Source organism: Pedobacter sp. UYP30 (genome assembly GCF_040547165.1).
GTDB lineage: Bacteria > Bacteroidota > Bacteroidia > Sphingobacteriales > Sphingobacteriaceae > Pedobacter.
Genome location: NZ_JBEPPD010000003.1, coordinates 340,689 through 360,512, shown reverse-complemented (window position 1 = coordinate 360,512; position 19,824 = coordinate 340,689). Strand labels below are relative to the sequence as shown.

Sequence of the window (19,824 nt, the reverse complement as noted above, 5' to 3'; positions counted from 1 at the left end):
GGATGAATATTCTTTTTGTGTGCAGCAGAAATAAGTGGCGAAGCGCTACTGCTGAAACAATTTACAAAAACCACCAAGAACATCAAGTTAGATCTGCAGGTACGGAATCATCTGCTCGAATTAAACTTAATGCTAGTCATATTCTTTGGGCAGATGTTATCTTCGTGATGGAGAAAAAACATAAGCAAAGGATTCTAGAAAAATTTAACCTCGAATCTTCCGACCAGGAAATTATTATTTTGGATATTCCCGATGATTATAACTACATGAATGAAGAATTAATTGAGGAGATTCGTACCAAAGTTGAACCTTATCTCTAAATATTATGGAGCAACAGTCTATCTTTGACCCTAACATGCACGCAAAAAAACATATTTTTTTCGATTTAGACCACACCATTTGGGATTTCGACCGTAATGCCGAAGAAACGCTAACGGAGCTTTTTGCAAAATATAAATTGTTCGATTTGGGCTTGGCTTCTTGTCCAGATTTTATTAGCGCTTACACTAAAAACAACCACCAACTCTGGGCAGAATATCATTTAGGAAAAATTACCAAAGACCATTTGCGCGCAGCGCGTTTTCACAAAACATTTTTGCAATTAGGCCTAAAGCCCGATGATATTCCGCAACAGTTTGAAGAAGATTATGTAAATATTTCGCCCACCAAAACAAATTTGTTTGCCGGTGCAATAGAGGTATTGCAGGTGTTGCAAAAAAACTATGAGCTTCACATCATCTCAAATGGTTTTAAAACAACTACGCTCACAAAAATGAATTTATCCAACCTAAATCCCTATTTTAAAAATGTTATAATTTCTGAAGATGTTGGCGTTAATAAACCAAATCCGCAGATATTTAAGTATGCGCTAGACAAAGCGAATGCCAACAAAAGCCAAAGTATTATGATTGGCGACAGCATAGAAGCAGATATTGATGGCGCTTTAAACTTTGGGATGGATGCCATTTTTTTTAATGCAACTAAAAAGGAAAAACCATCGCATGTAAAGCACCAAGTTGAGAATTTAACGGAATTGCTTGGACTTTTTTAATTGAAATAGGCAACGAACAAAGACTTGGCGGCGTGTTTAAGAAAGAAATCAGAAGTCGGAGATCAGAAACCAGTCATTTATCATCCAAAACTTAATTCATGGAAAAGAAAGAAATAAAGGAAAAGTCTGAGACGTACAGTCTAAATACTAACTACTAAATACTATTATCTTATCTTCAACCATGCAAGCCAAAAAAACCGAGCAATCCATCTTACAAACGGTAGCAAAATATAGAACCAAATTTGCGCAAATGAGCGAAGCGGACTTCGTTAAGCAACCGCCCATCGGCGGCTGGTGTTATAGCGAAGTGTATTTGCATATTTTCGATGCAAGTTTACTCTCTTTTCGCTCGATAGCGTATTGTTTATCTGGCAAAGCCAAAGAAAAACCAACCCATTTCTCAGTAAAATTAATGTTGTGGTATGGCGCATTTCCGCCAAGGAAAAGATATAAAGTGCCCAAAAGCCTAGCCGAAAGGGTAAAAAAAATAAGCAAAGTCGAGGCCGAAACACTAATGAATGCGATGGAGAAAAAGCTTAGCCTTACCGCCGGTAAAGTTCAACTTGCTGACAGGAATAAAAAAATTAAGCATCCACGTTTGGGCTATCTAAATGCCCAACAATGGTTTCGCTTTATAGAAATACACCTCAAGCATCATCTAAAACAGCTTACCCGTATAGAAAAGAGTTTTAAGCAACGCATTTAATTTTACATCTTTGCTCCAGATGAAATTTCCAGTCATTAAAGGTTTTGATGAAGAAGCATTTAACAAGTATTTAAAAAATACTGGCTGGTTAATGTTTGGCAAAGTACTTAGCTTGTTGGTGGGCTTGGTTATTGCAAATTATTTAGGGCCAAATCTTTTTGGCGATTTAAGTTTTGCGCTTTCTTTAGTAGCTATACTCGCTGCAGTGGGCGCTTTGGGGCTAGATAGTTTTATCATAAGAGAAATTGTACAGAAGCCAAATAAACGAGATGAAATTTTAGGCACCTCGCTATGGTTAAGGCTTGCCGTTAACGCGCTACTAATTCCTATTGCAGTTGGTATTTATCTGCTTAGCCACAGTCTGTCTAGTAATCCCGGCGAATCATTAGCCCTCATGGTAGGCTTATTAGCCTTCGCTTCATTCTTTAAATCTTTCAATGTTATCGATTCTTTTTTCCAATCGCAGGTACAGTCTAAATACATTGTACACGTACAAAACATTTGTCTGTTCATTTCTGCCGGAATAAAAATAGCGCTTGTTTATTTTGGCTTTTCGCTTATCTACATCGTCTGGGCCTTGGTATTTGATGGTTTCGTTTTAGCTATCGGGTTGGTTATCGTTTATCAACGCAAGGGCTATACTATTTTTGCTTGGCGATATAATGGCGATCGGGCAAAATCTCTGTTAAAAAAATCTTCTCCACTTATTCTTTCTGCCGTAATGGTTTCTATTTACATGAAGATAGACGTGGTGATGTTAAAGAGCGTGGGCAGCAAAGCGGTAGGTATTTACAGCGCTGCGCAAAACCTTAGTGAGGCTTGGTACTTTATTCCTATAGCCATTGTTACTTCTGTTTTTCCAGCCTTAATAAACGCACGAAAAACGGACGTAGAAAGGTATCAAAAGCGCCTAAAAAACCTCTACGATCTTTTGGTTTACATCAGTTTACCCACTGCTATTTTCATCAGCTTTACGGCAAATTATATTGTAGAAATCCTTTACCCAAATAAATTTGATGGCGCGGGAGCCATGTTGTCCATCCACATTTGGTCAGGGATTTTTGTATTTCTAGGCGTAGCAAGCGGTCGATACCTTATTGCCGAGGGTTACACCAAAATTTCCTTTTATAGAACTGCCGCGGGCGCTTTGATAAATGTATTGTTAAACCTTTGGCTCATTCCAAAATATGCAGGTGTGGGCGCTTCCATCGCTACGCTAATAGCTTGTATTACCTCTACATTTTATATTTTGCTTATTCCAAAAACGAGGCAGCAAGGTATATTGATGATAAAATCTTTATTTTTGGTGGACGTATTTAAAGGTGTCCGTAGTAGACTAAAAAAATAAGCGGGAAATGGGATGTCAGAAATCAGTTGTTTGCTCTTCAAAATTGGATTTAACTCCCAATCTGACTGAAAAAAGATCATAACCTATAGAAACAAGTTCTCGGCGTTTTAGCAAGAAAGCGATAGCCTTTTTCTTTAAGGAAAATGTAAATTGGAGACTTGCTTAAATCATCAACATCAATACCTTCCTCAATCAAAATAATTTCTGGCTTATATTTTTCCCAATTATTAGAGAGCAGCACCTGATAATCCAAGCCTTCTACATCTATCGTTAAAAAATCTATTTTGGTATTGGCGGGAAGATAGTTATCAAAAACATCAGAAAGCGGAAGTACATCAATATCTACCTCTTTAATTATCTTGTACTTTGTAGATTCCCGATCTATTCGTTTTGAAACTTCTTCTGAAAAGCTATTTAAAGCTGGCTCGTTAAAACAATAAAACTTCAGTTTTCCACGCTCTTGCCCGACACCGATATTAAGATTGACGTCCCTTTTCCTAAACATCTCGAACGCTTTTATCGCAGTTGGAGTTGGCTCTACATTTATGCCCCTCCAACCTCGCTTAGAAAAATATTTTGTGTTGGAATACCTCACGGGATGATGCGCGCCAACATCTACAAAAAAACCTTTATAACCTTTTTTAAGCTCATAAAGCGCTTTCAATATCATATCTTCTCCATCTTGAGAATAGGATTTGCTAAATTTGAAATAGTTTACCGGTAAATATTTCAGCAGTACTTTCTTTAACGATTTAATCATCGATAAAAATAGAAAAAAGAGTCTGTTTAATATCAAAACAGACTCTTTTTTTATTAGTTCACTGGTTTTAATGCAATGTATGAGTTTAAGTTTGCTGGAGGACCAACAGATACTTTATTATCTTTGTACCAAGCGTAAAACCAGCCAGAACTGGCTGCAATCCCTATGTCCGCGATGTTTGTATATGTCTCGCCTATTGGCACTGAGTAAGGCTGCGAAGAAGAATATGCAGCCAAATTGGTAGAATTTCCTTCTGAAAAGGTGCCATCTTTATAAAAAGTAAAACAATGATCATTACTTTTTAGGATAGCTATTCCTACTATGTCAGTTGGAACTTTCCCCGCTGGTAAAAAATATGGTTTTGGAGCGATAAAATTACCTAGATTGTTAACACTCCCAACAGACATTATGCCATCTGTGTACCACACATAACTATATCCTGAATTAGATATTGCCATATCTACGACTTGGTTATAGGTTCTTCCAGCTGGCAAAACATAACTACTTGTTGGCCCATAAATCGAAGTAGAATTGCCTTTCGTTACTTGACCTGATAAGTCCCAAAAATAAACTCCATCATCTGTTCCGATATCAATGCCTACCATTGTTGCCAAAGTTCCCGATGATCCACTGCCTGGATATAGTGAGGCAGCCGCCAACTTGTCTTTTGCAGATAATTGCGTTGCACCAGAGCCGCATTGACCTCCGTTCATTATTGAATACGGATCTGTTCCCCCAACTCCGGGTACATCGATCGCATTTACAGAAGTACCCACATCATCGGTTCCATATTGTGATTCTCCATTCGCTTGCCAATTGGTGTGTCTAAAACCAATGCAGTGACCCATTTCATGCGCAATCGTTCTCTGACGTTGCTCAAAACTGTTGCTTGCAATCTCATTTTTATTAATTCGGATTAGGTTGCCAGGAGTTCCACTTATAGGGAAACGTGCAGCTCCACAGAGTCCCGCACCCAGGTTTTGATCAGTGATATAAATATCGTAAACACCGCCTGTAACTATACTGAAGTGCAACGACGAATTCGGCACATTATTCCATTGTGAAATGGCTGCATTAATTTCACCCGATAAACTGGCCATAGACCCGTCGACTAAAATTTTTATATTTGTAGCCGTTGTCGTGCTTACCAAGTTTCCCGTAAAATACTGTTCGATCCAAAGATCGTGGTTCGGCGGAAGGTTCATCAAACGCTCTCCTGCATTTCCACCGAAACCTTGTCTTGGAATACCTTGAGTAGATGGCAACTTCATGTCTTTTGGAAAAGAAATATCTCCCTCAACCAAATACTCGTCTCCCTTATCTTCTATCATTGTACTTTTAAAGCCTAAGCTTTTAATGTAAGAAAGCACTGGATCAACATTTTTAAGCGATTGGACGGGAATCTGTTGGACTTCCTTTCTACAGCCCATAGAAAGAATTGCAAGCATGCTTAATAAAAGGCATGCATTAAGGCATTGTTTTTTGCTCATAACGAATTTAGATAGTTGTGTAAATGATTAGTTAATTAGCCATAATTATAAAAAAAACTGTTTTTAGAAACGAAAAAATTACACGAAACCTTCAGAATTTTACACAAAACACCAAATCTGTACTGTTTTCACAAACCTATTGTTAAGACACTGTTTTTAAAAAGCTTTTATGTATGAGCGTTTTAGCTCCATCGTTTATCAAACAACAAATTATCTAGTCTCATGGAACGGAAGGCGTGATGGCAAATCAAAATTACATTTAAAGTTAGTTTTTTCTATAATTCTTCCCCTTCATTTCTCAATCAATTAAAATTTTATGTTACTTTTATGGTTGTTAAACCCAAACTGATTTTTGCCGCTCTCCCCATGAAAATTAAATCTTTCTTGTATTTTAGGCTTCAATTTTTGTTGGTTTTTTCGCTAGTTTCGTTCAATACCTATGCTCAGTTAAAGCCAGTTCCAGCTTGGGTTAAAGACATTGGTGGGACTGGAGAAAGTAAGGTGGCTGGCGTTGCCGTAGACAAATTTGACAACGTGTACGTTGCTGGGAACTTTAGAAACACTGTTACGATAGATTTATCTGGAACCTCCAACCCCATTACCCTCAGCTCAAATGGAGATTATGATGTCTTTATTACCAAGTACACTTCAGACGGTAAAGTGATTTGGGCGAAAAGTTTTGGCGGGTCAAATCTAGATCAATTGAACAACATTACTGTGGACGCAGAATCAAATGTTATTTTGGCGGGTCAGTTTAATTCTCCTAACATGGACTGTGACCCTGGCCCGGGGACTTTTAATCTGTCTAATAATGGAGACAACGATGCTTTTATAGTAAAACTGGATAAAAATGGGAATTTTAGATGGGCGAAAGACGTAGGGGGCTCAGAAACGGAATTTGGGCACGTTGTAGCAGCTGATAATCTAGGAAACATCATATTTGTTGGCTCATTTTCTTCTGCTATCATAGCTAGTAGCACAACATTGGTAAACCAAGGAGACAAAGACGGATTCTTAATAAAATACGATAAAAACGGCAATGTAATTTGGGCAACTAGTTTTGGCTCGTCTGGTACAGATGAAATCCGTCATGTAATAACCGACAAAAATAAGAACATCATTATCATGGGCTACTTTGAGAACGCCATCAACCTAAATCCGAGAGGTGTTCCGAGTAATATAACAGGTGGGGCACATAGCTATTTTGTGGCAAAATACTCGGAGAACGGCCTTTTACTTTGGGCTAATAAAGTGGATGGCCCAGATGTAGTTGTATCTTCATTAGCTATCGGCCCACAAAATGACGTTTATTTAACGGGCGGTTACAGCAGTTCGATAAAACTTTTGTCGCGATCTTTAAATCCCAGCGTTGTAACTCTTTCTGGAAGAAGTCTATTTGTTGGAAAATATAATTCAGTTGGGAATGCGCTTTGGGTTTATGGAATAAATGGAACATCGGAAACCTTATATAGCTACTATATTACAGCAGATTTAGATGATAATATTTACATCGGAGGATACTTTGACAGCACGCTAGATTTCAACGGTAATACGTCCACTACAACATTAACCAGCCATGGCGTTAGAGACACCTTCTTTGCCAAATACAAGGGTTCGGGGCAGTACGTTTGGGCATTTAACTTTGGCAGCCAATGTTCACAAAACTTCGGGCATAAAATCGCTGTTGATTCAAAGAAAAATATATTATTGGGTGGTGCGTTTTGCAATACAGTCGATTTTAATCCAAATAACTGCAATTTAAATTTAACTGCAAAGGACTATAACTCTGATGGCTATATTTCAAAATATAACCAAATTGAAATTGTGACAGATGCTAACATTACATCTTTTGAATTTCCAGAACAATACAGCCCAGCTTTGATAAATAAAGCACAAAAGAAAATTATAATCCGCGTTAAACCAAATACTGATTTAACAAAACTTATTCCAAAAATTGAAACTGATATTGGTATATTAAATCCACTTTCGGGCGTAGTTGGAGATTTTTCAAAACCTAAAACATACAAAATCTCCTCCAATTGCATTGACTACAACTGGCTAGTAACCGTTGTTTTAGCACAATCGCAAAGTATTTCAATTTGTGCTTCTGAAAAAACAAAACTAATAGGTGATACGGACTACAGTCAAAATAACGTGGCATATCTGTGGCAGATAAAAGATCTAAACGGAAATTGGATTGCAGCAAAAGGCAACTATCGCGAAGCAGGTTATGAACTCGACGGCTATGGGAATAACACAAACTCTAAAATCACTCTTAATTTCAGAAGACAAATAACTTTGAACGGAACTAAAAGTTCCGATTCAGAAACTGCGGTTACCATTAATCCACAAATTAATAACAACATCATTAGCTCACCAGAAGCTGTTCCTTGTGCAGGCCCTGCACAAATATCTATTGACGGATCGATCCCTCAAGCAGGCGAAAATGCAACCATAACTTATCAATGGCAACAAAGTGAAGATGCTGAACAATGGACAGACATCGCAAATGAAAAAAACAAAGACCTGGCTTCAATCTCGATAAACAAAACGGTCTATTTTCGCCGCCTCACTTCGTCTGGCGATTGCGTTTCGCCTAGCAACTCGCTAAAAATTCAGATTAATCCTCAGCCTACAATCGCCAGTGCTGGAGAAAACAAGACATTATGCGGTGATCTAACAGCAACATTAAATGGCAACTCTGCCAGCGACAAGGAAGTTGGAAGTTGGAGCGTTATCGCTCCAGCAGACTATAATCCCTTCGATCAAAACAACATACACAACCCAAAAGCGATTATCGCAAACATGCCACAAGATACACCAATTGTATTGCAGTGGGAAATCTCTAACAACAATTGCCAGACTTCAACAAAGGCTAATGTTGCGCTTATTTCTTATCACAATATCTCCGTTCAAGCGCCGACTTCCCTGACCATAGATTTTGGAAAGGAAGTGAATTTAAACGTCGTTACCGATTTAACCGCGACCGACAGGTACACTTTTGAATGGTCGCCCAAGGTAGGGCTGGACAACACAAATGTTTTAAGCCCAAATGCTTCACCCGCAGAAAATACCGTTTATTCGCTCAAAATAAACTACGGTCAAAGTTGCTCCAAAGTGGTAACCATTAAGGTTGTTGTGCTAAACACGATAAAAATCCCAAGTACTTTTTCTCCAAATGGAGATGGAATAAATGACTTGTGGGAAATCAAAAACCTAGGCAATTATTCAGGATCCAAAGTTTCTATCTACAACCGATATGGCGCCATCGTCTATCAAGCAACAAATTATGTAGCACCATGGAACGGAACGCGCAATGGCAAAGCCTTACCTTTTGGCGTTTATTATTACGTTATTTCATTAAAAGACAACAAAAAATCTATCTTTAGCGGAAGCGTAACCATTATGCATTAAACCTGGTATTGATGTATAACTATTGCTGCTTAGCACTATATTTGCCCCCCAGAAATTATGCTTACCGAAAACCTAAAATCTGCCTACGATAACTTTTACACCAACACCGATACCGCTTGGCGTATGTTGGGCGCAAAGTATAAGGCGCAAAACATTGTAGAAGTGTGCAAATCAATTACCCCAAGAACAGTATTGGAAGTTGGCGCTGGCGATGGCAGTATATTACATTACTTAGATGAGTGGGATTTTGCACCAGAGCTGCATGCGGTAGAAATAGCACAAAGTGGAGTAGATTTAATTTTAAACAGAAAACTACAACACCTAAAAACTGCACAAATTTTTGATGGTTATGTGCTGCCATTCGAGGATAACAGCTTCGAATTGATTGTTTTAGCCCATGTTTTAGAACACGTAGAACATGAGCGTATTTTGCTAAGGGAGCTTAAACGCGTGGCTAAATATGTGGTGATAGAAGTTCCAAAAGATTACAGGTTTGGCATAGACAATAGGATGAAACACTTTTTAGATTACGGCCACATTAACATGTACACGCCAACTTCTTTAAAGTTTTTGCTTAAAAGTGAGGGATTTGAAATTATTACCGACAAGGTTTCGATGACCACACCCGAAGTTAATTTTTTCAACGAGTTTATAAATAAAAAAGTAGTCAAATCACTTAGTAAACAACTAAAAATTAATGCCGAGTATTTAATTAAGAAAACATTGGGAAATCTTTTAGGCATAAAAAAGCGAGAACAGTTTGCCAATGCCTATACGGTATTGACCAAAAAATCTGATCACGATATTAAAATATTTTAGTGAAAAATGAAACCATTTAAGGGATATAAGAACATATGAGGCAAGCTCCATAAGTATTAATCACAAACAACTTAAATGAACTTCAATACCTTATATGGTTCAATAAAAAATAGATTTAATAACTTTAAAACCATTTAAGGGATATAGGAACATATGAGGCAAGCTCCATAAGTATTAATCACAAACAACTTAAATGAACTTCAATACCTTATATGGTTCAATAAAAAATAGATTTAACGATTTTAAAACCATTTAAGGGATATAGGAACATATGAGGCACTACATAAGTATTAATCACAAACAACTTAAATGAACTTCAATACCTTATATGGTTCAATAAAAAATAGATTTAATAACTTTAAAACCATTTAAGGGATATAGGAACATATGAGGCAAGCTCCATAAGTATTAATCACAAACAACTTAAATGAACTTCAATACCTTATATGATTCAATAAAAAATAGATTTAATAACTCTAAAACCATTTAAGGGATATAAGAACATATGAGGCAAGCTCCATAAGTATTAATCACAAACAACTTAAATGAACTTCAATACCTTATATGGTTCAATAAAAAATAGATTTAATACTTTAAAACCATATAAATAATGGCATTATCAAAGCAGTATTTAAAAGACTTGGTTTATCAAGTAAATGGAGCATCCATAGAAATACATAAAGCATTAGGGCCAGGATTATTAGAAAGTGTTTATCACAGATGTATGGCACACGAATTATCTTTGAGAGGCATCAGTTTTAAATCAGAGCTAGGACTTGCGGTAAATTATAAAGACATACAGATAGATACACTTTTAAGATGCGATTTTTTAATCGAGGATACTTTAGTTGTTGAATTGAAAGCTGTAGAAACGATTATGCCGATACATATAGCCCAAATATTAACTTACATGAAACTACTAAAAAAACCAATGGGCTTGATGCTCAATTTTAACTGTAGTCACATGTATTCTGAAGGACAAAAAACTTATGTTAATGAGCTGTACCAAGAGCTTTTTTAAACAATTAAAATTATTGGCACTGGCAAAAACTTAAATGAACTTAAATGCCTTATATGGTTAACCTAAAAGCCGATAAAGCTAGCCGATTAATAAAATATACAACAAGGTTAAAATCTTAAACGAACTTATATGCCTTCTATGGTTCAATTAAAAAGAAAATGCAAAATCTAGCGCCAGTAGCCTTATTCGTTTATAACCGCCCGCAGCATACGTTGCGCACGCTCAAATTTTTGCAGCAGAACTCCTTGGCTGAAGATAGCCGCTTGTTCATCTTTTCAGATGGCGCAAAAACCAAAAAAGACGAAGAAAAAGTTGCTGAGGTGCGGCGCATCGTTGCAGAGGTTGAAGGTTTTAAATCAATAAAAATCATTACCCGAGATAGCAACATGGGCCTTGCGAACTCTATTATTTCTGGCGTAAGCCAGTTGGTGAATGATTATGGTCAGATAATTGTTTTCGAAGACGATTTGGTCACCTCACCACATACTTTAACCTATTTTAACGATGCGCTTAATTGGTTTAGAACCGAAGAAAAAGTAATGCACATTGGAGCTTACATGTATCCGCTGCCAGAGAGCGTTGCTGAAAACAATTTACCTGAAACCTTCTTTTACCGCGCAGCAACTAGTTGGGGGTGGGCAACATGGAAACGGGCTTGGCAACATTTTGAACCTAACATAGATACGCTGATTGCCCAGTTTGATAAAGCTAAAAAAAATGATTTCTCTATTGATGGAAGCATGAATTTTTGGAAACAAATGCAGGAGTTCAAAGCCGGCAAGAACAACAGCTGGGCAATTAGGTGGTATGCTTCTATTTTTTTAAAAAATGGATTAACGCTAAATCCATTTAAATCTTTGGTACAAAACATTGGCCATGATGGTTCTGGCATACATTCTGGCGTAAACGACATTTATAATGTAAGCATTAACCCACAACCTATTTCACAATTTCCAACGGTAATCGCCGAAGATAAAAAAGTATATCAAACGATTAAAAATTTCCTTGCAAAGCGAAAAGGAAGCATGTCAATGCGAATTAAACGCTTTGTTAAAGAACGGATAGCGCGCTATTTCTCAAAGTAGTCCATCATTTTTTTGCGGTTTGGTTTACCTAAGTTATAATGAAATTGATTTCATTCTATTCTTATCTCTCTGTTGATATTTGTGAGCAAGCAGCACCAAAACCTTATGGAGCAGAACCTTCCGAGCTGAGGTTAACGATTATCAAATCGCCGTTTTGTATAACCCTGAGTGAGTGTGCTGTTTATAAAAAAGGCAGAGTGACCTTTTGACTCGCCGTTGTCGACAATCAGAGAATCTCACAAGCCATAGCATTCGTAACTCACTTTAAATGTACTTGCATGCTATTTTCCATTGCGAAGCGATAGATATCTAACTTCCGATAACTGATTTCTGGCGTCCCTGCGCCTTTAACCGTCCACCATCCCAGCCTCTACCTTCCCGGTTTCCTTGCAGTCAAAATAATATAAGGCGATAGGCTTTTCCGCTCTGCGGGAACAATTTTGGTAAACACTTTTCCGGTAAGCCAAACTAGCTTTTTAAAGATACGAACGCCTACAGGCTTTTCTTTTTCGCTTTCTAACCAAACACTAAACTTGCCGAAATACCCGGCTTCAACATCTTTCAAACCAGCCTTCTCGCAAACAGATTTTAAAAGTTCCAAATCCATACTATCGATGTTGTGTTTATCGTAATTCTCTTTGTCAAACTTTTTTTGAAACCAGCCATTTACTGCTTTAAAATTTGGCAGCGTGATAAACAAGATCCCTCCGGGTTTAACAAATGCAATATGCCGGTTAATAATGTCTGCCGTATCGTTAAAATGTTCTATCAGACCGCAGCTTAACACCAAATCGTATTGTATTTCTGCGTGATAGTTAAACAAATCTGTTTCGATAATATGGATGTCTTTTTCTGTAAGTCCATTTTTTTCCAACAAGTCATTTATCACAGGTGGATGCACGAAATAATCGAGAAGCGTAACATACAGCTTAAAATATTTCTTTAAAAACACGGCATAATAACCCGGGAAGCCCCCAAGCTCGATGGCGGTTTTAACTTTATTCTCTTTAATTACGTGTGCTAATTGCCGATTAAAAAGATAATTTGATGGGAGCTTTACAGCCAGCCCCTTTTTGCTCTCCCAATAATTTACCCAAAATTGCCTATCGGTTAGTAAGTTTGCCATTTTTTTAATCTGTTTCGAACGGCAAAGAAACGCAAATTTCAACAATTATATGTTTTAGATTGGCTACCCCATTATACAATTTTTGATTGCCTTTCCTTCCACCTTAAATTATCTTTCCAATAAAATGAGTTTGATTTCGTTAAAACAGTCAAGGCTTTTTTATTATTTTACAAGCCTGTACATTTAATTGTATTTTTGCTTGATTTGAAAGTTTTACACCTGAACACATACGATGCCAACGGCGGAGCTGGAAGGGCTTGCGTGCGCCTAAGCGATGCACTGACAGCCAATGGCGTAGATTCTAAGGTGATGGTGTTTTATAAGTTTGGTCAAAATCCCGCTATCGACACCTTTAGCGAAACGCCAATTCAAAGAGCCAAAGCGATTTATAACATTATATCAGAGCGGTATTGGTCCAAATGGCTTAGCAAATCGTTAAAAACACCCTTTAGTTTACAATGGTTTGGCCGTTCTATTAAAAACCACCCAGAAGTTAAAAATGCCGATATCATACATCTGCATTGGGTAAACCACGGCTTTCTTACCCCAAAGTTTTTAGCAGAGCTAGATGAACTTGAAAAGCCGATTGTATGGACTTTTCATGATAGCAATGCGTTTACCGGAGGCTGCCATGTACGCTATGGCTGCGAAAATTTCCATCGCCAATGCGGAGAATGCCCAGTGCTAAAAATGAGCGGCAAAGAGGATGCATCGCACAAAACATGGCTTAGAAAACAACAAGCCTACGAAAAAATGAATTTCCACATTGTTGCTCCGAGCCGTTGGATGGCAAACTCGATTAAATTTAGCAGTTTGCTCGGCACCAGGGCAGTAAACGTAATCCCAAACACCCTCGAAACCAATGTTTTTAAACCCTACGTTAAAAAAGAGGCTAAGAAAATATTTAAAATAAAACCAGAAAAATTTGTCTTATTGAGTGGCTTTATGCCTTCTAAAAACGATAAGCACAAAGGAACGCCCTATTTATTAGAGGCGCTAGAAATTTTATCGCGCAAAGCAGATGTAAAAACTGAGGATATAGAACTGGTTATTTTTGGCAATAAAGAAAACGCAGAGATGCCTACATTTCCTTTTAAAACTACTTTTTTAGGCACGATAGCTAAGGATGAGCACTTGGCAAAATGCTATTCTGCCGCCGATGCTTTTATAACGCCATCTTTAGAAGACAACCTGCCAAACACCGTAATGGAAAGCCTTGCTTGTGCTACGCCAGTTGTAGCATTTAGAACCGGTGGAATACCAGATATGGTTCAACATTTGCAGAATGGCTATTTGGCCGAGTATGAAAATGCCGAAGATTTAGCAGAAGGTATTGCCTGGTTGTATCATCACCCAGAACGTAGAGAAATAGAAAAACAAGCGCGACTTAGCGTGTTAACCAATTTTGCTGAAGAAATAGTTGCGGCAGAGCACATTCATTTATACGAAACGCTGTTGAGCCTGCAACCAAAATAGCTCTCTTGATTGTTATAAATAACGATTACGTTACATTATACGCGCACAAAAAAACTAAATTTGCAAACATTACTATTGTTAAGAAAATACAGCAGACATGAGTTTTAGAATAGAACATGATACGATGGGCGAAGTACAGGTGCCCGCAGATAAATATTGGGGGGCACAAACCGAACGCTCTAGAAATAATTTTAAAATTGGCCCAGAAGGGTCTATGCCGAAAGAAATTGTCCATGCTTTCGGCTATCTAAAAAAAGCTGCTGCCCAAGCAAATGCAGAACTTGGCGTGCTTTCTGAGGAGAAAGCTGCACTTATTGGTAAAGCTTGTGATGAAATAATAGCTGGCCGATTAGACGACCAATTTCCATTGGTAATTTGGCAAACAGGTTCTGGCACGCAGAGCAATATGAATGGCAATGAAGTGATAGCCAATCGTGCACATGTTTTAAACGGTGGACAGCTTTCTGACGATAAAAAGATACTGCATCCTAACGACGATGTGAACAAATCTCAGTCGAGCAACGATACTTTCCCTACGGCCATGCACATTGCAGCCTATAAATTAACTGTAGAGAACACTATTCCAGGTTTAGAAAAATTAAGAGATACCTTGGCTAAAAAAGTGGTAGAATTTTCTACTATCGTAAAAACTGGCCGTACGCATTTTATGGATGCCACGCCACTAACGTTGGGGCAAGAGTTTTCTGGCTACGTGCAACAAATAAACAATTCTATCCGTACGATAAAAAATGCCCTGGCTATGGTTGCAGAACTTGCCTTGGGTGGCACCGCCGTTGGCACGGGATTAAATACGCCAAAGGGGTATGATGTTTTGGTGGCAAAAAAGATTGCCGATTTAACCTCGATGCCTTTTGTTACTGCTCCTAATAAATTCGAGGCTTTGGCAGCGCATGATGCCATGGTAGAACTTTCTGGCGCTTTAAAACGTACCGCTGTTTCGCTTATGAAAGTTGCAAACGATATTAGAATGCTAAGTTCTGGACCGCGTTGCGGAATTGGCGAAATCATCATCCCCGATAACGAACCTGGCTCTTCTATTATGCCAGGCAAGGTAAACCCTACGCAACCAGAAGCAATGACCATGGTTTGTGCGCAGGTAATGGGTAATGATGTTACCGTTTCTATTGGTGGAGCAACTGGCCATTTTGAACTGAATGTTTTTAAACCTGTAATTGCCGCAAACGTATTGCAATCTGCTCGTTTAATTGGCGATGCTTGTGTGTCTTTTAACGATAAATGTGCTGTGGGCATCTTAGCAAACGAGCCAGAAATTGCCAAGCATTTACAAAATTCGTTAATGCTGGTTACCGCATTAAATCCACATGTTGGCTATGAGAATGCAGCCAAAATTGCTAAAAAAGCGCATAAAGAAAATAAAACTTTAAAAGCTGCAGCTGTAGAACTTGGCCTGCTTACAGAAAATGAATTTGACGAATGGGTAAAACCAGAAGACATGGTTGGGAGCTTAAAATAAATTGGTCCTTTTAAAGAAAATGGACTAGTTAACAGAAAATAAAAAGTTTTTCCCGATTAGAATAGTTCATAATATTTCTGCAAATGAACTGCTTTTTGTTTGAGAAATGAACATAGATTATTACCGATAATTTTTAAATAATTGAATCTATAAACCAATTAAAATGAGCACTTCTATCATTGATACCTTATTGGGTATAATCGGCATTATTGCGCAATTGCTGATTTTTATTGCCAGCATGTACTTTTTAGTTAAATGTAAAGGTACCGAAGCTATTTTGTTAACCATTGGTTCTGCATTCAGCCTAATCATGTCGATTTTTTATCGGGTGATCTCCTATCTCGTATCCAGTGGAAGCATTACTGGGGAAAATACAACATCTATGTACTCAATTGCTGGGTTTTTCTCCACTATTTTCTACGTAATCTTTGCCGTGGGGTTTTTTATGCTGTTGTTTAAGCTCGCGAATCAGCCTAAACAAGATTTCTCTCAATTTCCACCAACTAATTATTAAGTCGAGTGTTGCAATATCTATTAAGACCAAAACGCTCTAATCAATTCGTTGTAAATAAACGTCGGGTTTTTACGGCGCTGGCCATTTGGCTTTGTATTGGGTTATTTGCCAGCTGCGTGCGCAGGCCAAATATTCAAGGCAAAGGCACCGTTTTTATGCAGGGCGTTTGGAACGAAGACTCAGTGGCCTTTAGTAGCCGGCTAAAGACTTTTACACAACACGGTTTTAAATTTACCTGCGATTCTTTTTATGTTGATTTAACCACACACAGCAAAGTAAATTTTTACGAAGATTCTTGCTTTAACAATGGCCTTTGGAAAGAATATGCCAAGGGCGTTTATGCGGTAAAAAACGACACATTATCTTTATCTGGAACATTTACCCATGCCAATTACAAACAGAAATTATCTGGCTGTTATAGAATAGGCAGGTACGAGAGAATTTTTTTGATCAAGAAAGCCGATTCGAGTGTAATAATTTTAGAAAGCACCACAGACCAACGAGAGATTAGGTTAAATTTGAAGCAAAAAATTATTTGTGTTCAAAAATCACTTTAAAAATTTATGAAAAAAGTATCGTACATCGTTGTTTTCGTACTATGCAGCTACCTTCCCTTTAAGGCCGCAGCTTGGGGCGTTTTGGGCCATCGCATTGTTGGGCAAATCGCAGAAACCTACCTCAGCGCCAAAGCAAAAAAAGGTGTTAAAAGCGTTCTAGGATACGAAGACCTAGCCATGGCGGCAAACTGGGGCGATTTTATAAAATCTGATTCTAACTTCAATTACTTAAGCAGTTGGCACTACGTTAATTTATCGGCAGGTTTAGATCAAAATCAGGTTTTTAACTATTTGGGAACCGAAACGACGCCAAATGTGTACAACAAAATACCCGAGATGATCAAGGTGTTAAAAAACAAAGCGAGCACCGTTAGCCAAAAGCAACTAGCCATGCGGATGTTGGTTCACCTTGTCGGCGATTTACACCAACCTATGCATACCGCACGTAAAGACGATAGGGGCGGAAACGATGTTTTTGTTACTTGGTTTGGTCAAAAATCAAATCTTCACCGTATTTGGGATTCAGACTTGATAGACTTTCAACAGCTCAGCTACACCGAATACGCAAATGCAATAAACCACGCATCGGCGGTTGAGCTGTATAACTGGCAACACACTAGTTTAAAACAAGATGTGTACGAATCTTATTTGTTATGCAACCAGATCTATGCAAAAACCCCGGCCAACGCAAGGTTGAGCTATCGTTATAATTTCGAGTTTGTTGCACCTTTAAATCAACAACTGTTAAAAGCTGGAGTTCGGCTAGCTAAGATTTTGAATGATATTTACGCTTAGAGAGATTGAGGCTAGGTTGAGGTTAGGGTTGAGACCAACAGGGTCTAAAAAAATGGGTTATTCGCTTTTTCAAAGCCAATGGATGTAGCAGGGCCGTGACCCGGATATACCTTGCAATCATCGGGCAGCAGAAACAGTTTAGTCTGTATATTATCTATCAGCTGGCTATGGTTTCCTCCTGGCAGATCGGTACGCCCAATACTGCCGTAAAATAATACATCGCCACCTATTAAAAACTGATCTTCCTTGCTGTAAAAACACAAGTGCGCTGGCGAATGGCCAGGAGCAAAAATAAGGTCCAAACTGCTATTGCCGAAAGTAACGGTCCCTGTTTCCGGTAAAAAAGTATCGGGTTCTGGAGATAACTGGTAATTGTTAAAGCCCATTTGAGGAGCGTATCCCGGTATGGCCTGTAAAATATCCAATTCTCCTTTGTTAAATTGAGGCTTCAATCCGTACGTATCAAAAATAAATTTATTGCCAAAAACATGATCTAAATGGCAATGTGTATTGAGCAACAAGACTGGTTTCAGGCCATTTCCCTTTACAAACGAGGCCAATGCATTCTCCTCAACGCCATCGTACATCCCCGGGTCGATGATAACACATTCTTTCGTTTCATCGTATAACACGTAAGTATTTTCGCTGTAGGCGTTAAAAGTAAAGGTCTTTATGGTAAGCATAATTTTAATTTTTCCACCTAAAGGTAGAGATTAAGGTGTCTATATCTGTTTTTATAAATTTTACCACAGGTTCTATAGAATCGTACTGTGGCCGTTCATTGAAATAAAGTGCACCCCTAAAATAATGTTTGACACTATCTGTTAAAAAAAACTGTACGGAAGAGGCGGTATTTCCGTCTATCGCATAATAAACACCATAAACCTTTTTATCGGGATAATTTATTATTTTTTGATCAATGGCTGTGGCTTTAATGGTATGTTTAAATGCAAGTTTACGCGCATCTTCTACCATCTCATTGTACTCTTTCGAGCCAAACACATCATAATAGGTAAGGTGTAAAAACCCATTGAAGGGATTAAAATGAAGGTTGTACCAATCTCTCTTCGCTCCACTCTTCTTATCCAACTCCATTGTAGCATAAACCGGATAGTTAAAAGTAAAGGGCGCATTTGAAACGAATGCTCTGTATTTCTTCTCAGGATAGTTTATTCTAAAATATCCCTTTGGTTTAGGGCTGTAATTAGCACTGTTTTGGCAGGCGGCAGCAAGCAAAGTAAATACAATAATGGTTAAGCATGCAAACTTAAAATTCATTTTATGGTACGCTTAATTCATTAAGACCAAGGTAGCTTATTTATTCCAAATTGTCCAAGCTTGTTCTGCCTGAAGGTGCAACATTTCTAATCCATTTTTTGTTACCGCGCCCTGCTTGGCAGCTTGTTTTAAAAAAGTGGTCTCTAAAGGGTTGTAAACCAAATCATAGGCCAAATGATCCGGACCAATTGCATCGTAGTTAAGCTCAGGGTAGCCTTCTGTATTCGGTGTCATCCCCAATGGAGTTGTATTAATGAGGATGGTGTGTGTTTTCAACAGCTCGTTAGTAATTTCTGAATATAAAATGGCGCCTTCTTGCTTAGTTCTCACAACGCTTAAAAAATCGATATTTAATTTTCTAAGCACGTATTTTACCGCCTTAGATGCGCCACCGTTGCCAAAAACCAATGCCTTTGTATGTTGAGGCATTGAGAGCGTTGAAAGCGTTGAAAGCGTTGAGACCTTTGAAAGCTTTAAGAGCGGCTTGAGCGATTCCTCGAAACCAAACGCATCTGTATTATAACCTTTTAAAATTTTGTTCTGGCCTTGTGTTTTGATGTCGATGCAATTTACCGCACCAATTTTTGCCGCAGCGTCATCCATTTCAGTTAAAAACGGCAAAACTTCTACCTTATAAGGTATGGTAACGTTCAGTCCGCAAAGCGAAGGATGCTGTTCTAAAAGTGCTGGAAAAAGACTGATGCTGTCTATTGGAAAAAGTTCGTAGCCACACTCCAAAATGTGTTCTTTTTCGAATTTTTCTGTAAAATGTTTCTTAGAAAAAGAATGGGAAAGCGGGAAGCCTATCAAGCCGAAGGTTTTCATAAAATTATAGATTTTTTGCCAAAAGAATTTAGCCGGCTTTTTAGTCGTTGCTTAAAAAAGAGCT

Annotated in this window: 19 protein-coding genes; 13 read left to right on the top strand and 6 right to left on the bottom strand. The window is 38.1% G+C overall.

The window, feature by feature from the left end:
* Positions 1–2 precede the first annotated feature (2 nt).
* From ABIB40_RS05920 to ABIB40_RS05905, 4 genes are all read left to right on the top strand, one after another.
* Positions 3–320, top strand: a complete 318-nt coding sequence (locus tag ABIB40_RS05920; RefSeq protein ID WP_354356973.1) for a low molecular weight protein tyrosine phosphatase family protein — start codon at positions 3–5, stop codon at positions 318–320.
* Positions 321–325: 5 nt separating this feature from the next.
* The gene (locus ABIB40_RS05915; protein ID WP_354356971.1) at positions 326–1,051 is read left to right on the top strand and encodes a YjjG family noncanonical pyrimidine nucleotidase; all 726 of its coding nucleotides are present in this window, start codon (positions 326–328) and stop codon (positions 1,049–1,051) included.
* 181 nt (positions 1,052–1,232) lie between these two features.
* Entirely contained in the window at positions 1,233–1,757 is a 525-nt protein-coding gene (locus tag ABIB40_RS05910; protein ID WP_354356969.1) for a DinB family protein, read from the top strand.
* Positions 1,758–1,776: 19 nt separating this feature from the next.
* The gene (locus ABIB40_RS05905; RefSeq protein WP_354356967.1) at positions 1,777–3,105 is read left to right on the top strand and encodes a flippase; all 1,329 of its coding nucleotides are present in this window, start codon (positions 1,777–1,779) and stop codon (positions 3,103–3,105) included.
* Positions 3,106–3,181: 76 nt separating this feature from the next.
* Here ABIB40_RS05905 and ABIB40_RS05900 read toward each other — a convergent pair whose 3' ends face one another.
* Positions 3,182–3,865: an FkbM family methyltransferase gene (locus ABIB40_RS05900; protein WP_354356965.1), complete on the bottom strand. Its 684-nt coding sequence runs from the start codon at positions 3,863–3,865 to the stop codon at positions 3,182–3,184.
* A 53-nt stretch (positions 3,866–3,918) separates the two neighbouring features.
* Positions 3,919–5,313 carry a M57 family metalloprotease gene (locus ABIB40_RS05895; RefSeq protein WP_354356963.1) on the bottom strand — a complete coding sequence of 465 codons (1,395 nt, stop codon included), beginning with the start codon at positions 5,311–5,313 and terminating at the stop codon, positions 3,919–3,921.
* A gap of 408 nt (positions 5,314–5,721) precedes the next feature.
* On the opposite strand from ABIB40_RS05895, the gene ABIB40_RS05890 reads away from it, so the two are divergent.
* From ABIB40_RS05890 to ABIB40_RS05875, 4 genes are all read left to right on the top strand, one after another.
* On the top strand, positions 5,722–8,769 hold the full coding sequence (locus ABIB40_RS05890; protein WP_354356961.1) for a T9SS type B sorting domain-containing protein: 3,048 nt from the start codon (positions 5,722–5,724) through the stop codon (positions 8,767–8,769).
* A 57-nt stretch (positions 8,770–8,826) separates the two neighbouring features.
* Positions 8,827–9,588, top strand: coding sequence for a class I SAM-dependent methyltransferase (locus ABIB40_RS05885; protein WP_354356959.1), 762 nt, complete (start codon positions 8,827–8,829; stop codon positions 9,586–9,588).
* Between the two features lie 610 nt (positions 9,589–10,198).
* Positions 10,199–10,609, top strand: coding sequence for a GxxExxY protein (locus ABIB40_RS05880; protein ID WP_354356957.1), 411 nt, complete (start codon positions 10,199–10,201; stop codon positions 10,607–10,609).
* A gap of 158 nt (positions 10,610–10,767) precedes the next feature.
* On the top strand, positions 10,768–11,694 hold the full coding sequence (locus ABIB40_RS05875; RefSeq protein ID WP_354356955.1) for a glycosyltransferase: 927 nt from the start codon (positions 10,768–10,770) through the stop codon (positions 11,692–11,694).
* A gap of 370 nt (positions 11,695–12,064) precedes the next feature.
* Here ABIB40_RS05875 and ABIB40_RS05870 read toward each other — a convergent pair whose 3' ends face one another.
* Positions 12,065–12,820 (bottom strand): class I SAM-dependent methyltransferase, encoded by a 756-nt coding sequence (locus ABIB40_RS05870; RefSeq protein WP_354356953.1) that lies wholly within the window; start codon positions 12,818–12,820, stop codon positions 12,065–12,067.
* A gap of 204 nt (positions 12,821–13,024) precedes the next feature.
* Here ABIB40_RS05870 and ABIB40_RS05865 point away from each other — a divergent pair, with 204 nt between their 5' ends.
* From ABIB40_RS05865 to ABIB40_RS05845, 5 genes are all read left to right on the top strand, one after another.
* Positions 13,025–14,296 carry a glycosyltransferase gene (locus ABIB40_RS05865; RefSeq protein ID WP_354356951.1) on the top strand — a complete coding sequence of 424 codons (1,272 nt, stop codon included), beginning with the start codon at positions 13,025–13,027 and terminating at the stop codon, positions 14,294–14,296.
* A gap of 97 nt (positions 14,297–14,393) precedes the next feature.
* Entirely contained in the window at positions 14,394–15,791 is a 1,398-nt protein-coding gene (gene fumC, locus ABIB40_RS05860) for a class II fumarate hydratase (RefSeq protein WP_354356949.1), read from the top strand.
* A gap of 163 nt (positions 15,792–15,954) precedes the next feature.
* The gene (locus ABIB40_RS05855) at positions 15,955–16,305 is read left to right on the top strand and encodes a hypothetical protein (RefSeq protein WP_354356947.1); all 351 of its coding nucleotides are present in this window, start codon (positions 15,955–15,957) and stop codon (positions 16,303–16,305) included.
* Positions 16,306–16,313: 8 nt separating this feature from the next.
* Positions 16,314–16,862, top strand: a complete 549-nt coding sequence (locus ABIB40_RS05850; RefSeq protein ID WP_354356945.1) for a fumarate hydratase — start codon at positions 16,314–16,316, stop codon at positions 16,860–16,862.
* Between the two features lie 6 nt (positions 16,863–16,868).
* Positions 16,869–17,657 carry a S1/P1 nuclease gene (locus tag ABIB40_RS05845; RefSeq protein ID WP_354356943.1) on the top strand — a complete coding sequence of 263 codons (789 nt, stop codon included), beginning with the start codon at positions 16,869–16,871 and terminating at the stop codon, positions 17,655–17,657.
* A 44-nt stretch (positions 17,658–17,701) separates the two neighbouring features.
* Here the strand turns inward: ABIB40_RS05845 and ABIB40_RS05840 are convergent, their stop codons facing one another.
* The 3 genes from ABIB40_RS05840 to ABIB40_RS05830 are packed head-to-tail and all read right to left on the bottom strand — an operon-like array spanning position 17,702 to position 19,760.
* Positions 17,702–18,340 carry an MBL fold metallo-hydrolase gene (locus ABIB40_RS05840; protein ID WP_354356941.1) on the bottom strand — a complete coding sequence of 213 codons (639 nt, stop codon included), beginning with the start codon at positions 18,338–18,340 and terminating at the stop codon, positions 17,702–17,704.
* A gap of 4 nt (positions 18,341–18,344) precedes the next feature.
* Entirely contained in the window at positions 18,345–18,935 is a 591-nt protein-coding gene (gldD, locus tag ABIB40_RS05835) for a gliding motility lipoprotein GldD (RefSeq protein WP_354356939.1), read from the bottom strand.
* 36 nt (positions 18,936–18,971) lie between these two features.
* On the bottom strand, positions 18,972–19,760 hold the full coding sequence (locus ABIB40_RS05830; RefSeq protein WP_354356937.1) for a shikimate dehydrogenase family protein: 789 nt from the start codon (positions 19,758–19,760) through the stop codon (positions 18,972–18,974).
* Positions 19,761–19,824: the final 64 nt, after the last annotated feature.

Coding starts and splice junctions, on each gene's coding strand:
- ABIB40_RS05920 (WP_354356973.1), top strand. CDS start 3: ATGAATATTCTTTTTGTGTGCAGCAGAAATAAGTGGCGAAGCGCTACT.
- ABIB40_RS05915 (WP_354356971.1), top strand. CDS start 326: ATGGAGCAACAGTCTATCTTTGACCCTAACATGCACGCAAAAAAACAT.
- ABIB40_RS05910 (WP_354356969.1), top strand. CDS start 1,233: ATGCAAGCCAAAAAAACCGAGCAATCCATCTTACAAACGGTAGCAAAA.
- ABIB40_RS05905 (WP_354356967.1), top strand. CDS start 1,777: ATGAAATTTCCAGTCATTAAAGGTTTTGATGAAGAAGCATTTAACAAG.
- ABIB40_RS05900 (WP_354356965.1), bottom strand. CDS start 3,865: ATGATTAAATCGTTAAAGAAAGTACTGCTGAAATATTTACCGGTAAAC.
- ABIB40_RS05895 (WP_354356963.1), bottom strand. CDS start 5,313: ATGCTTGCAATTCTTTCTATGGGCTGTAGAAAGGAAGTCCAACAGATT.
- ABIB40_RS05890 (WP_354356961.1), top strand. CDS start 5,722: ATGAAAATTAAATCTTTCTTGTATTTTAGGCTTCAATTTTTGTTGGTT.
- ABIB40_RS05885 (WP_354356959.1), top strand. CDS start 8,827: ATGCTTACCGAAAACCTAAAATCTGCCTACGATAACTTTTACACCAAC.
- ABIB40_RS05880 (WP_354356957.1), top strand. CDS start 10,199: ATGGCATTATCAAAGCAGTATTTAAAAGACTTGGTTTATCAAGTAAAT.
- ABIB40_RS05875 (WP_354356955.1), top strand. CDS start 10,768: ATGCAAAATCTAGCGCCAGTAGCCTTATTCGTTTATAACCGCCCGCAG.
- ABIB40_RS05870 (WP_354356953.1), bottom strand. CDS start 12,820: ATGGCAAACTTACTAACCGATAGGCAATTTTGGGTAAATTATTGGGAG.
- fumC (WP_354356949.1), top strand. CDS start 14,394: ATGAGTTTTAGAATAGAACATGATACGATGGGCGAAGTACAGGTGCCC.
- ABIB40_RS05855 (WP_354356947.1), top strand. CDS start 15,955: ATGAGCACTTCTATCATTGATACCTTATTGGGTATAATCGGCATTATT.
- ABIB40_RS05845 (WP_354356943.1), top strand. CDS start 16,869: ATGAAAAAAGTATCGTACATCGTTGTTTTCGTACTATGCAGCTACCTT.
- ABIB40_RS05840 (WP_354356941.1), bottom strand. CDS start 18,340: ATGCTTACCATAAAGACCTTTACTTTTAACGCCTACAGCGAAAATACT.
- gldD (WP_354356939.1), bottom strand. CDS start 18,935: ATGAATTTTAAGTTTGCATGCTTAACCATTATTGTATTTACTTTGCTT.
- ABIB40_RS05830 (WP_354356937.1), bottom strand. CDS start 19,760: ATGAAAACCTTCGGCTTGATAGGCTTCCCGCTTTCCCATTCTTTTTCT.